Origin of the sequence: Amycolatopsis decaplanina DSM 44594, assembly GCF_000342005.1 — a bacterium.
GTDB classification, from domain to species: Bacteria; Actinomycetota; Actinomycetes; order Mycobacteriales; family Pseudonocardiaceae; genus Amycolatopsis; species Amycolatopsis decaplanina.
Genome location: NZ_AOHO01000014.1, coordinates 112,113 through 125,077, shown reverse-complemented (window position 1 = coordinate 125,077; position 12,965 = coordinate 112,113). Strand labels below are relative to the sequence as shown.

11 protein-coding genes are annotated in these 12,965 nt (G+C 68.7%); 3 read left to right on the top strand and 8 right to left on the bottom strand.

The genetic code is table 11. The features are described 5' to 3' along the window. Nucleotides 1-60 precede the first annotated feature (60 nt). The gene (locus tag H074_RS00935) at nucleotides 61-489 is read right to left on the bottom strand and encodes a PaaI family thioesterase (RefSeq protein WP_007028133.1); all 429 of its coding nucleotides are present in this window, start codon (nucleotides 487-489) and stop codon (nucleotides 61-63) included. A 62-nt stretch (nucleotides 490-551) separates the two neighbouring features. Between H074_RS00935 and polA the strand changes: the two genes are divergently transcribed. Then, the gene (polA, locus tag H074_RS00930) at nucleotides 552-3,293 is read left to right on the top strand and encodes a DNA polymerase I (RefSeq protein WP_007028132.1); all 2,742 of its coding nucleotides are present in this window, start codon (nucleotides 552-554) and stop codon (nucleotides 3,291-3,293) included. Between the two features lie 96 nt (nucleotides 3,294-3,389). Here the strand turns inward: polA and H074_RS00925 are convergent, their stop codons facing one another. From H074_RS00925 to H074_RS00900, 6 genes are all read right to left on the bottom strand, one after another. Beyond that, nucleotides 3,390-3,968, bottom strand: a complete 579-nt coding sequence (locus tag H074_RS00925) for a TetR/AcrR family transcriptional regulator (RefSeq protein WP_007028131.1) — start codon at nucleotides 3,966-3,968, stop codon at nucleotides 3,390-3,392. Beyond that, nucleotides 3,965-5,860 (bottom strand): YhgE/Pip domain-containing protein, encoded by a 1,896-nt coding sequence (locus H074_RS00920; protein WP_007028130.1) that lies wholly within the window; start codon nucleotides 5,858-5,860, stop codon nucleotides 3,965-3,967. Before H074_RS00920 ends, H074_RS00925 begins: the two co-directional genes overlap by 4 nt. After that, the gene (locus H074_RS00915) at nucleotides 5,857-6,546 is read right to left on the bottom strand and encodes an ATP-binding cassette domain-containing protein (protein WP_007028129.1); all 690 of its coding nucleotides are present in this window, start codon (nucleotides 6,544-6,546) and stop codon (nucleotides 5,857-5,859) included. The genes H074_RS00920 and H074_RS00915 overlap by 4 nt, the downstream gene beginning before the upstream one ends. A gap of 138 nt (nucleotides 6,547-6,684) precedes the next feature. Then, nucleotides 6,685-7,614, bottom strand: a complete 930-nt coding sequence (locus tag H074_RS00910) for a GNAT family N-acetyltransferase (protein ID WP_007028128.1) — start codon at nucleotides 7,612-7,614, stop codon at nucleotides 6,685-6,687. 32 nt (nucleotides 7,615-7,646) lie between these two features. Then, nucleotides 7,647-8,549 carry a GNAT family N-acetyltransferase gene (locus tag H074_RS00905; protein ID WP_007028127.1) on the bottom strand — a complete coding sequence of 301 codons (903 nt, stop codon included), beginning with the start codon at nucleotides 8,547-8,549 and terminating at the stop codon, nucleotides 7,647-7,649. Next, on the bottom strand, nucleotides 8,546-9,397 hold the full coding sequence (locus H074_RS00900) for a class I SAM-dependent methyltransferase (RefSeq protein ID WP_007028126.1): 852 nt from the start codon (nucleotides 9,395-9,397) through the stop codon (nucleotides 8,546-8,548). Before H074_RS00900 ends, H074_RS00905 begins: the two co-directional genes overlap by 4 nt. A 304-nt stretch (nucleotides 9,398-9,701) precedes the next feature. Here H074_RS00900 and rpsA point away from each other — a divergent pair, with 304 nt between their 5' ends. Next, on the top strand, nucleotides 9,702-11,201 hold the full coding sequence (rpsA, locus tag H074_RS00895) for a 30S ribosomal protein S1 (protein ID WP_007028125.1): 1,500 nt from the start codon (nucleotides 9,702-9,704) through the stop codon (nucleotides 11,199-11,201). A 157-nt stretch (nucleotides 11,202-11,358) separates the two neighbouring features. Here the strand turns inward: rpsA and H074_RS00890 are convergent, their stop codons facing one another. Next, the gene (locus H074_RS00890) at nucleotides 11,359-11,583 is read right to left on the bottom strand and encodes a hypothetical protein (protein ID WP_007028124.1); all 225 of its coding nucleotides are present in this window, start codon (nucleotides 11,581-11,583) and stop codon (nucleotides 11,359-11,361) included. 197 nt (nucleotides 11,584-11,780) lie between these two features. Between H074_RS00890 and coaE the strand changes: the two genes are divergently transcribed. Next, complete coding sequence (gene coaE, locus H074_RS00885) at nucleotides 11,781-12,965, top strand: dephospho-CoA kinase (RefSeq protein ID WP_007028123.1); 1,185 nt, start codon at nucleotides 11,781-11,783, stop codon at nucleotides 12,963-12,965.

The window sequence follows — 12,965 nt, the reverse complement described above, 5'->3', positions numbered from 1 at the left end:
CCTTCCCTACCCTCAAGGTGGTGAAGGGGGCCTTCACGGACATTCAGCAGAGCCAGGAGCTCAGGCGCCCGGCGGCCGTTCCCGCACCACGCAGGTCAGCCGCGCCGTGCACGACCGGCGTCCCTGGTCGTCGGTCAGCACGATCTCGGCGGAGACGGTCCCGCGCCCGACGTGCACCGGCGTCGCGACACCGGTCACCCGCCCGGACCGGACCGCCCGGTGGTGGGTGCACGACAGTTCGAGGCCCATCGTCGCCTTGTCGGTGCCGGCGTTGAGCGCGCAGACCAGCGAGCCGAGCGCCTCGGCGACGACGGCGTTCGCTCCGCCGTGGAGGAGGCCGTAGGGCTGGAGGTTGCCCTCTACCGGGATGCTGCCCACGACGCGTTCGGGACCGAATTCGCTGATCTCGAGCCCGAGCTTGTCGTTGAGCTGCTGGCCGGCGAAGGCCGGATCAATCCCGGCGAAGGGTTCGAGGGCTTGTTCGGTCACGCAACGCTCCTTAACAGACACGACAGGTAGGACTGTCAGACCCTCACCCTAGACTCGGTCCTGTGAGCCCGAGTGAGAACACGACCGTTGCCAACGCCACACCCGCCACCGCACAGGCCGAGCGGCCCAAACTGCTGCTGATCGACGGCCATTCGATGGCGTATCGCGCCTTCTTCGCGTTACCCGCGGAGAACTTCAAGACGAAGACCGGGCAGACGACGAACGCGGTCTTCGGGTTCACCTCGATGCTCATCAACCTGCTGCGCGACGAGGCGCCGACCCACCTCGCGGTGGCGTTCGACCTCTCCCGCAAGACGTTCCGTTCGGAGACGTTCGCGGACTACAAGGCCAACCGCAGCAGCACCCCGGATGAGTTCAAAGGCCAGGTAGGGCTGGTCGAGGACGTGCTGAAGGTCCTCGGCATCCCGGCGCTGACCAAGGAGAACTACGAAGCCGACGACATCATCGCCACGCTCACGACACAGGCGACCGCCGAAGGCTTCGACGTCCTCATCTGTACGGGTGACCGCGACGCGCTCCAGCTGGTAACCGACCAGGTCACCGTGCTGTACCCGAAGCGCGGCGTGTCGGAGATGACCCGGTTCACCCCGGAGGCGGTCGAGGAGAAGTACGGCCTCACCCCGGCGCAGTACCCGGACTTCGCCGCGCTGCGTGGCGACCCCTCGGACAACCTGCCCAGCATCCCGGGGGTCGGTGAGAAGACGGCCGCGAAGTGGATCAGGCAGTTCGGTTCCTTCAACGAGCTGATCGACAGGGTCGACGAGGTCAAGGGCAAGGTCGGCGACGCGCTGCGCGAGCACCTCGGCGCGGTCATGCTGAACCGTCAGCTCACCGAGCTGATCCGCGACGTCGAGCTGGAGCTCGGCCCGACAATGCTCGAGCTGCGTCCCTGGGACCGCGAGGCCGTCCACGCGCTGTTCGACGAACTCGAGTTCCGTGTCCTGCGAGACCGTCTCTTCGCCACCCTGCAGAGCGCCGAGCCCGAGGCCGAGGAGGGTTTCGAGGTCAGCGGTTCGAAGCTCGCGCCGGGCGCGCTTCCCGAATGGCTGTCCGCGCACACCGGCCGGGACAAGCCGGTCGGCCTGGCGTTCCGCACCACCGGGGCTTCGGTCCGCTCCGACCTGAAGGCCATCACGTTCGCCGCCGCGGACGGCGAAGGCGCGTATGTCGACGTCACCACGATGGACGCCGAGGACGACAAGGCGCTCACGGCCTGGCTCGCCGATGAGAAGATCCAGAAGATCGGCCACGAGCTGAAGATCCCGCTGCACGCCGTCCGGGCACGCGGCTGGACGTTCGCCGGGCTCGTCATGGACACCGCGCTCGCCGCGTACCTGGTCCGCCCGGGGCAGCGCACCTTCGAGCTCGACGACCTCGCCCTGCGGTACCTGCACCGCGAGCTGCGTTCCGAGGCCGACACCGGGGACGGGCAGCTTTCGCTCCTCGACGGTGGCGCCGAGGACATGGAGCTGAAGGAGATCCAGGCCGAGCTGGTCAAGGCCCGCGCGGTCGCCGAACTCGCGGGCGCGCTGACCAAGGAGCTCGAAGAACTGGGCGGCGCGCAGCTGCTCGCCGAGCTCGAGCTGCCGTTGCTGCAGGTGATCACCGGACTCGAAGCGGCGGGCATCGCGGTCGACATCGAGCACTTGACCAACCTGGAAGCGCATTACCTCAGCCGGGTGACACAGGCCGCGGAGGAGGCGTACGCGGTCATCGGCAAGCAGGTCAACCTCGGTTCGCCGAAGCAGCTGCAGGTCATCCTGTTCGACGAGCTCGGCATGCCGAAGACCAAACGCACCAAGACCGGCTACACCACCGACGCCGAGGCGCTGCAGAGCCTGTTCGAGAAGACCGAGCACCCGTTCCTGCAGCATCTGCTGGAGCACCGGGACGCGACCAGGCTGCGCACCACGGTGGAGGGCCTGATCAAGTCGGTCGCCGACGACGGCCGCATCCACACCACTCTGCTGCAGACGATCGCCGCCACCGGACGGCTCTCCTCGGTCGACCCGAACCTGCAGAACATCCCGATCCGCACCGAGGAAGGCCGCCGCATCCGCGACGCGTTCGTCGTCGGCGACGGGTACGCCGAGCTGATGACGGCGGACTACAGCCAGATCGAAATGCGGATCATGGCGCATCTCTCGCAGGACGAAGGTTTGATCCAGGCCTTCAACAGCGGCGAGGACCTGCACACGTTCGTGGCGTCGCGCGCGTTCTCGCTGCCGCCGGAGGAGATCACGCCGGAACTTCGGTTCCGGGTCAAGGCGATGTCGTACGGCCTGGCGTACGGGCTTTCTGCGTACGGGCTTTCGCAGCAGCTGCGGATCTCGACCGAGGAAGCCAAAGAACAGATGGAGGCGTACTTCTCCCGCTTCGGCGGCGTGCGCGATTACCTCCATTCGGTCGTGGGTGACGCGGCCAAGGTCGGTTACACCGAAACGATCTTCGGTCGCCGGCGTTATCTGCCCGACCTCAACAGTGACAATCGTCAGCGCCGCGAAATGGCCGAGCGGATGGCGCTCAACGCCCCCATCCAGGGCAGCGCGGCCGACATCATCAAGGTCGCCATGCTCAATGTGCACAAGGCGCTGACAGAGGCGAAATTGAAGAGCCGGGTGCTGCTGCAGGTCCACGACGAACTCGTCCTCGAGGTCGCCGACGGCGAGCGCGAGCAGCTGGAAGCGTTGGTGCGCCAAGGAATGGGCTCGGCCTACGAACTGGCGGTGCCGCTGGAGGTCTCGGTCGGGTACGGACGGTCCTGGAACGACGCCGCGCATTAGGCCTCGTGAGTGGTAATGACGGTTAGAACCGTCATTACCACTCACGATGTTTCGAAAGTGGCTTTCGCGACACGGCAGCCGGATCCGAGGCGGGGCTTAACGCCCGAGCCCCCGAACCAGCACCATCACCGATTCCCGCACGTCGGCCCGCGTCCGCTTCGGCTGGAACACCTGCCAGTCGAGGGCGACGACCAGCATCGTGCCGAACAACCCGGCCGCCGCCGTCGGGATCTGGACGCCTTCGGGCAGCCGCCCGGCGGCGTCCAGCCGGTGGAGTTGCTCGCGCACGATCGAAATGATCTCCTCGCGCAGCAACGTCAGCGTCTCGTGCCAGGTGCCGGGCGTGCGCCACATCTCGCTCACCAGGATCTGCGAGAAACCGGGGTATTCGGCGATGAACTCCAGCGCACCGTCCACTTGGGACTCGATGACATCCATCGGGTCGCCGTCGCCGGTGGCCGCGCGCAGGCGGTCCGCGAGCACGCCGACGCCGTAGCGCAGCAGCGCGTCGACAAGACCGTCCTTGCTGCCGAAGTTGTAGTAGACGGTGCCCTTGGCGACCTTCGCCTCGGCCGCGATGTCATCCACCGTCAGCCCGACGAGGCCGCGGCTGGCGGACAGCCGCAGCGTCGCCTCGAACAGCTTCTGCTTCGTCGCCTCGCCCCGGGGACTCACAACGCCAGCTCGGGTTTCAGTGCCGAAACCGTCCAGGTGCGCCGTTTCCGCGCGGCCAGCGTCGAGACCAGGATCCCGCCGACGAGATACGCGACGAGGACGCCGATGTCACCGAGAATCTCCATCGAGGCACCACTGTAGAGCAGGTGCCGGAACCCGTCGATCGCGTAACCCATCGGCAGCACGATGTGCAACGGGTACAACGCGTCCGGGATGGTCTGCCACGGGAACGTGCCGCCCGCGCTGACCAGTTGCAGCACCAGCAGCACCAGGCCGAGGAACTTCCCGACGGCGCCGAAGAACGCGTTGAGCGCGTGCACCACGGAGGTGAAGGTCAGCGACACCAGCACGGCGAACCCGATCGCGCCGAGCGGATGTGCGACATCGATGCCGACCAGCCAGGTCACCGCGCCGAACAGCACGATCACCTGCGCGATCCCGAGCAGCGCCGAGGACAGCCAGCCGCCGAGCGCGACCTTGAACGGCGACGCGCCGGCGGTCAGCGCACGGGTCGAGAGCGGGCGCAGCAACAGGAACAGCACGAACGCGCCGATCCAGGTCGCGAGCGAGATGAAGAACGGGGCGAGCCCCGCGCCGTAGGTCCCGGCCGAGGCGACGCCGGAGGAGTTGACCGCCACCGGGTCGGCGATGGTGTTGGCGGTCGCCGCGCGGGTGGGGTCGTCCGGGTTCGGGATCTCCTTCAGGCCGGCGGCGAGGCCGTCGCGCAGTTGCACCGCGCCGTCGGCGAGCTGGTTCGTGCCGGTGACCGCGGACTTCTCCCCGTCGTTCAGCTTCGCGGCACCGTCGCGGATCTGTGCCGACGCGTCGGCGGCCTGGGCGATGCCACTGGTGAGCTGCGGTGTGGCCGAGGCCAGCTGGTGCGCGCCGTCGGACACCTGCCGCGCGCCGGACGCGAGCTGGATGAGCTGGCTGTTCGCGCCCTGGATCTTCGTGTTCGCCTGGTCGACCGGCGACCGGAGGGTGTCGAGGCGGCTCAGGATCTCCTGCACCTTCGTCTCGGGGACTCCGGCGTCGCGCAGGTCCTGCGCCAGCTGGGTGCGGTAGCCGTCGAGTTTGGCCTGGATGTCCCCGGAAGCCGTCGCCGCGAGCGAGGCGGCGTCGGAGACCTTCTGGTTCCCGTCGGCGACCTGACCGGCGCCGTCGGCGAGCTTCTGCGTCTGGGCGGGGAGCTGGGCCGTACTGGATTTCAGGGTGCCGAGCCCGGTCGCCAGCTGGGAGCTGCCGGAGGCGAGCTGATCGGCGCCGTCGGCCAGCTGCTGCTGTCCGGTCTTGAGCTTAACGGCGCCGTCGGCCAGCTGCGAAGCACCCGTCGAGGCCTCCTGGATCTTGCCGTAGATCGTGGAGAAACCGACCAGGAACTTGTCCGCGGCCTCGCTGCCGACCTTCTCCGCGATCGTCTTGCGGACCTGTTCGGCCACCTGTTTCGCGATGGTCCCGGACAGATAGTTGTTCGCGTCGTTGGTGGTCAGCGTGATCGTCGCCTGCTGGGGCTGGAAGTTGCCCGAGGACAGCAGCGCGGTGGAGAAGTCGCGGGGAATGCCGATGGCGAACGAGTAGGTGTCGTTCCGGACGCCCTTGAGGGCCTCGTCCTGGGACACCTCGTGCCACTGGAACGTGCCGGACTTGACCAGTTCGTCGGTGACTTCGCGGCCGACGTTGCGTTCCGCGCCGGCCGAGTCCTTCGCGCCGGTGTCGGCGGTGAAGACCGCGGCGGGCAGCTTGTCCAGGCGCGAGTACGGGTCGTAGTTCGCGTAGAGGTAGAAGGACGCGTAGAGCAGCGGCACCAGGACGAGCGCGACCATGGCGAGCTTCGGCAGGGTGCCACTGCTCAGCCGGCGCAGCTCGTTGGCGGCGATCCGGACGGGGTTCATTCCTGGTCTCCTGAAGTCTTCTCAGTCTCTTCGGTTTCGTCCGGCCCGGCCTCGACGGGCGCGCAGCGCACGGGGTCGGGCTGCTCGAGGGCGCCGCAGAGGGCGGGCTTCTCCGGGAGGGCCGAAACCGGGGTGGTGGCGGTCAGCACGATGACGGCGAGACCGCGCTCGGCGTGCTCACGGGCGAGCCTCGCCCAGCTGTCGACGTCGCTGGTGTGCCTGTCCGGGGTGTCGAGCACGAGGACGCCGACCCCCTTGCGGTCCGCGGCGAGCGCGGTGAGCAGCCGGGTGCGCGTCACCGGTTCGAGGTTCTCGAAGCGGGTGGTGGCGAACGCGGCTGCGTCGTGCTCGGCCAGCCAGCTCGCGACAGCGGCCTTGTTCGCCGGGCGCTTCGCCAGTTCGAGTTCCTCCCCGACGACGACCTGCAGCGGCAACGCGCCGTCCGGCTCGCTCACGCCGGGGGAGTCGACGATCGCCACGACCTTGTGCGGATCGCCGCCCTCGACGGTCACCGTCCCGGTGGCGGGCTTCAGCCTGCCTGCCAGCGCCAGCCCGAAGGCGGTGACGCCGACCCCCGGCTCGCCGTGCACGATCGCCAGCTCACCGCCCGAAACGGTGAGCGAAGTAGGCGACAGCAACGTGCCGTGGGGTCCGGTCACGGACACCCTGTCGGCTTGAACCCGCACGAAGAACTCCCAGGTCGGTGACTCACGGAACTTTAAACTGACTGGTCAGTTCAAAAGTTAGCCCTGACCTGGGAGGTGCACAACCGTGGGGGGCTTACGTCACACACAAGAGTGACGAAACCTCCGCAAACCGGACGGCTAACGCAGGGCCGACGCCGGATGGACCTCCCAGGACGTCCACAGTGGACGATAACCCTGCCGGTGCCAGAACACCGAAGAGAGCGGGTTGGTCGGGTTGTAGTAGAGGTACGTGCCGTCCGCGCCGTCGGCGGCGAACTCCTCGTGTACCGCCGACATCAGCGTGCGGCCGAGTCCGCTCCCGCGCAGGCCGGGCACGGTGACGACATTGTTGACGTATCCCCAGTGGCCGTGGGGGAGCAGTTCGGCCTCGGCCGAGCCCGGCGATGACGTGATCCAGGCGGCGTGCGCGAACGCGGCGATCCCGCCGTCGCGTTCGGCCAGCCACAGCAGCGGAGCGTCCTTGTCGAGCGCGCGTTCCAGGGCCGGGGCGAGCAGTTCGTCGGCGTTCGGGCGGTGCCGGGTGGCGACCTGGCCGATGTAGTCGTGGGTCGACACGGCCAGCGCGAGCACGGTGTCGAAGTCTTCGCGCCGGGCCCGGCGGACCGCCGCGCCGTCGACGGCCGGGTCGTCCCGGTGGCGTCCGGTGCGCACGGCGAGCGCGGACATCGGCACCAGCCCGTGGTCGAGGAAGGCGCGGATCGCCTCGGCGTCCCGGCTCGGCCAGTTGACCACGCAGGACGAATCCTCGCCGGGGGATTCGGCGTCCATCCATTTCCGCCACGCGCGCAGCAGTACGTCCATGCCCTCGGTGCCGGTGTTCCCGATGAACGGGAACAGCTGCCGCACGTCGGCGGCCGACCAGAGCAGGGGGACGTCGTCCGGACCGTGCAGCTGACGCTGTACCACGCCGGTGACCTGGACGCCCGCCGCCGTGGCGGCGTCCACGCGTTCGCCGACGACCGGGGGCGGCGCCGCCTCGGGCAGGAGCCTGTCGATCGTCGCGAACCGGGTGCGGTGCGCGTCGAGCAACGTCTTCTCGATTTCCATCCCGTTCCCAGGGTCGGCCGCGCCGGGCTCCGCTACCGCAGGGCCGCGGCGGGGGCGACGGCCCACGTCGTCCACAGTGGACGATAACCCTGCCGGTGCCAGAACACCGGGGAAAGCGGATTGGCCGGATTGTACGAGACGAAGGTACCGCGCAGCGACGGCGAGAACAGCTCGTCGTGCGCGACGGCGGTCAGCGCGCGCCCGATCCCGCGCCCCCGCGCGGCCGCGGCGACCGCGAGCGTTCCGAGGTAGCCCCACTCGCCAGGCGGAAGCCGTCCGGCGAGCGCGTCACCGGGGATCGGACAGCGCTTTCCGCTGGTCACCATCCCCACCGTGACCCCTTCCTCCTCGGCGATCCAGACGCGGCCGCCGAACTGCAAACCGCGCCGGACCTCTTTCGCGAGCAGGGCCTCGGCCCCGGGCCGGACGACACCGTGTCCGACGAACGAGGTGTAGCGAAGTTCTTCGAAACGAAGGCCGACGATCTCCTCCAGATCTCCGGGTGTCGACGCGCGGACGGTCACGCCGGGCACGGAATGCGCCTCACCCTCGGCGGGCGCGCGGACGGCCAGCGCCAGTTGCGACGCGAGGCCGTGGTCGAGCAGGGCCCGCGTGACCGCGACGTCACGGCTGGGCCAGGTGACCGTGCACGACGAATCGGGTTCGGCGTCGGCGAGCGCGATCCGCTCGCGCCAGGCGGAGAGCAGCGCGTTCATTCCCGCGCCGGCGTCGAGGGGGAGGATCGCGGAGAGGATCTGCACCCGCGCCGGGCTCCAGAGCCGTTGCCAGGATCCCGCCGCGAACCGCACATGCGCGATCGTCCCGATGGCGCCGCCCGCTTCGACGGGTTCACCCGCCGGGAGCGGGGGCGGCGGTGGAAGCAGCGGGTCGAGCGCGGCGAACCGCGCCCGCTGCCGTTCCGCCGCCGAGGTCATCCCCGCTGGGTGCAGAAGATCGCGGTGCCGGGGAAGAGCTTGCCGCGCAACGGGCTCCACTGCCCCCAGTTGCGGGAGTGGCCCTCCGGCCAGGCCGGCTCGATGAGGTCGGTCAACGCGAACCCGGCGTCGGCGAGTGCCCGGACGTAGTCGCCGAGGGTGCGGTGGTACTCGACGTAGGTCGCGACGCCCTCTTCGTCGACCTCGACGTAGGGCGTGCGGTCGAAATACGGCTGGGTGACGGTGAGGCCCTGCGGTCCGGGATCGTCGGGGAAGATCCAGCGCATCGGATGGGTCACCGAGAACACCCAGCGGGCGCCCGGCCGCAGCACCCGGTGCACTTCGGCGAACACGACGTCCACGGACGCCACGAACGGCACCGCGCCGAAAGCCGAGCAGGCCGCGTCGAAGCTCGCGTCGGCGAACGGGAGCGACTCCGCCGTCGCCTGCACGAGCGGGACGGAGGTGCCGGTCCGTTCGTTGCCTTGCCTCGCGTGCCGCAGCATGCCCGCCGACAGATCGGTCGCCACCGCCTCGGCACCCCGCGTGGCGAGCCAGCGCGAGCAGGCCGCCTGCCCGCAGCCGACCTCGAGGATCCGCTTGCCGCCGACGTCACCCAGAAGTGCGACGTCGGCCTCGCGGACGCCCTCCGGGCACCAGACGAAGTCCGCGTCGCCGAGGAAGCCGCCATGGGTCGCTTGATAGTCGTCGGCGTCGGCGTCCCACCACGCCAGGTTCGCCGCGGTCGCCTCCGGCGCCGAGACCGCCCGATAGGCGACCCCCGTTGTGCCGAGCCGCTCCTCGGCCTGTGCGTGCCGTTCGGGCTCGGTGACGGACTGGTGGCTCAAACCGATATCCTTTCCCCAGGTCAGGGCTTCGCGGCACAGTTTATCCGCCCGCCGTGATCGTGGGGGCGACCCTGATTGTGCCGTGTACAGGGGGCCGCGTAGGATATCTGTTAGCGCAGTGGGTTCGCGCTACTCTTTCCCCCGGTTCGCTCAGCGTCCGGGTCAGGGGGTCGCGTACCGGATGCGGTGATGCTCGCGGTCGTTCCCTGTGGACGTTTGCTTATGTGGTCGCCTCATGTCGGAAGAGCCCATGGTGCCCTAACTGCAAACCCACTACTTCCCATCCACCGGAGCAACCCGCCTAATGACGACCGACACCGCCACCGCCCCGACCGCCCCCGCCGGGCCCCAGCAAGTCGCTATCAACGACATCGGGTCGGAGGAAGACTTCCTCGCTGCGATCGACAAGACGATCAAGTACTTCAACGATGGCGACATCGTCGAAGGAACCATCGTCAAGGTCGACCGCGACGAGGTCCTGCTCGACATCGGCTACAAGACCGAGGGTGTCATCCCCTCGCGCGAGCTCTCCATCAAGCACGATGTCGACCCGGCTGAGGTTGTCACCGTCGGCGATGAGGTCGAAGCCTTGGTTCTCCAGAAGGAGGACAAGGAAGGCCGTCTGATCCTGTCCAAGAAGCGTGCGCAGTACGAGCGCGCCTGGGGCACGATCGAGGAGCTCAAGGAGAAGGACGAGCCCGTCAAGGGCACCGTCATCGAGGTCGTCAAGGGCGGCCTCATCCTGGACATCGGCCTGCGCGGCTTCCTGCCCGCGTCGCTGGTCGAGATGCGCCGCGTGCGCGACCTGCAGCCGTACGTCGGCCGCGAGCTCGAGGCGAAGATCATCGAGCTGGACAAGAACCGCAACAACGTGGTCCTGTCCCGCCGTGCCTACCTGGAGCAGACCCAGTCCGAGGTGCGCAGCGAGTTCCTCAACGCGCTCGCCAAGGGCCAGGTCCGCAAGGGCGTCGTGTCGTCCATCGTCAACTTCGGTGCCTTCGTGGACCTGGGTGGCGTCGACGGCCTGGTGCACGTCTCCGAGCTGTCCTGGAAGCACATCGACCACCCGTCCGAGGTCGTCGAGGTCGGCCAGGAGGTCACGGTCGAGGTTCTGGACGTCGACATGGACCGCGAGCGCGTCTCGCTGTCGCTGAAGGCGACCCAGGAAGACCCGTGGCGTCAGTTCGCCCGCACCCACGCGATCGGCCAGATCGTGCCGGGCAAGGTCACCAAGCTCGTCCCGTTCGGTGCGTTCGTGCGCGTCGAGGAGGGCATCGAGGGCCTGGTGCACATCTCCGAGCTGGCCGAGCGCCACGTAGAGATCCCGGAGCAGGTCGTCCAGGTCAACGGCGACGTGATGGTCAAGGTCATCGACATCGACCTCGAGCGTCGTCGCATCTCGCTGTCGCTGAAGCAGGCGAACGAGGGCGTCACGCCGGAGACCGAGTTCGACCCCACTCAGTACGGCATGGCCGCCGAGTACGACGCCGAGGGCAACTACATCTACCCCGAAGGCTTCGACCCGGACACCCAGGAGTGGCAGGAAGGCTTCGACAAGCAGCGTGAGGAGTGGGAGCGTCAGTACGCCGAGGCTCACACCCGCTACGAGGCTCACATGAAGCAGGTCCAGAAGGCCGCCGAGGCCGACGCCGAGGCCGCTGCCGACGCCGCGACCGGTGTCACCTCCGGCGACTCGGGCGAGCAGAGCTACACCTCCGCTCCGGCCGAGGCCAAGAGCGGTGGCACGCTCGCCAGCGACGAGCAGCTCGCGGCTCTCCGCGAGAAGCTGTCGGGCGGCGCGTGATCCAGGCGCTCAGCCAGTAGCTGACAGACAGCGGCCCCGGTCCACCACGGACCGGGGCCGCTGTCTTTGTCCGCACTCGCAATTCGGCACCTGGTTGCGATCCGGGATCAGCGCAAGTAGATGACTACTTGCGGCAGGAGCGGGGCGGGAAAGCGGGTCAGGAAGTGGCGGTCCGGACGGCCGGCACCCAGACGTGTTCGAGCGCCGCGGCGCGGGCCTTGCGGCGAAGTCCGGCGAAGCTGTGCTTGGCGGGGACCAGGAGCGCGCTCAGCCACGTGCGCCGATATTCGGCGAGGGCTTCGGCCACGGGACGATGGAGGACACAGTGCACCAGGCCCGGCGTTCCGAGCCGGTGCCTTCCGACGTGCTTGCCGACTGTCATCTTTCCTCCGTGTGGGCTATCTTCGCCGCGCACGGTACGCAATCAAGCTCCCGAAGCCGGGTAATCGCCCGGCGTGTCACCCATAAAGGTCGTGTAACGCGTCACGATGAACTTGCCTTTTGCGCCCTTCTGTGCCGGGTGTACCCATCCAGTGACCCTGAGCGGTCGGTTCAGGTCGCGCCACTAGGCTGATCGTCATGCTGCGTGTGGGCCTGACCGGCGGGATCGGCGCCGGAAAATCGACGGTGGCGAACCGGCTTTCCGAGCACGGCGCCGTCCTCATCGACTCCGACAAGATCGCCAGGGAGGTCGTCGAGCCGGGGACGCCTGGGCTCGCGGAACTCGTCGAGGCGTTCGGGGAAGACATCCTCGCCTCCGACGGTTCGCTCGATCGCGCCGCGCTCGCCGCGAAGGCGTTCGCCGATGAGGACTCACGCAAGCGGCTGAACTCGATCGTCCATCCGAGGGTCGGCGCCAGGACGGCCGAGCTGATGGCGGCCGCGGCGCCTGACGCGATCATCGTCCACGACATCCCGCTGCTGGTCGAAGGCGGACTCGCGCCGATGTACCACCTCGTCGTCATGGTCGACGCGCCGGAGGAGGTCCGTGTCCGCCGCCTGGTCGAGGCGCGGGGAATGGCCGAGACCGACGCGCGCGCCAGGATCAAGGCGCAGGCCACGACCGATCAGCGCCGGGCGGTGGCCGACGTGTGGTTCGACAACAGCGGAGCGCCCGACATCGTGCTCGCCGAGGTCGACGCGCTGTGGGCGGACAGGCTGACCCCGTTCGAAGCGAACGTGCGGCTCCGCAAACCGCGTGCGCCGATGTCGCCGAAGATCGCGCCGTATGACGAGACCTGGCCCGCGCAGGCCGAACGAGCACTCGCGCGGATCCGCGTCGTGGTGGGCGACAACGCCGTAAGGGTCGATCACATCGGTTCGACGTCCGTACCGGGGCTTCCCGCCAAGGACATCCTCGACCTCCAGCTGACGGTGTCCACTTTGGACAAGGCAGACGAGCTGGCCGACGCGCTCTCCGACGCGGGGTTCCCGCGGGCGGAAGGGGAGTGGTTCGACGACGCGCACGGCGAAGAGGGGACCTGGCCGAAGCGGTTCCACTTCGGTGGAGACCCGCGCCGTCCGGTCAACCTGCACGTCCGCTCCCAGGAGACGCCTGCCTGGCGGCTCGCGCTGCTGTTCCCGGAATGGCTGCGGCGGAACCCCGGCGAACGTGACGCCTACGCGGCGGTCAAGAACGCCATGGCCGCGAAGCACGCCAGTGATGGGACAGTCGAGCAGTACACCGACGAGAAGCAGGTGTGGGTCGACGCGGCCTTCGCGCGGGCCGACGCGTGGGCGGATTCGACCGGCTGGACCCCGTAG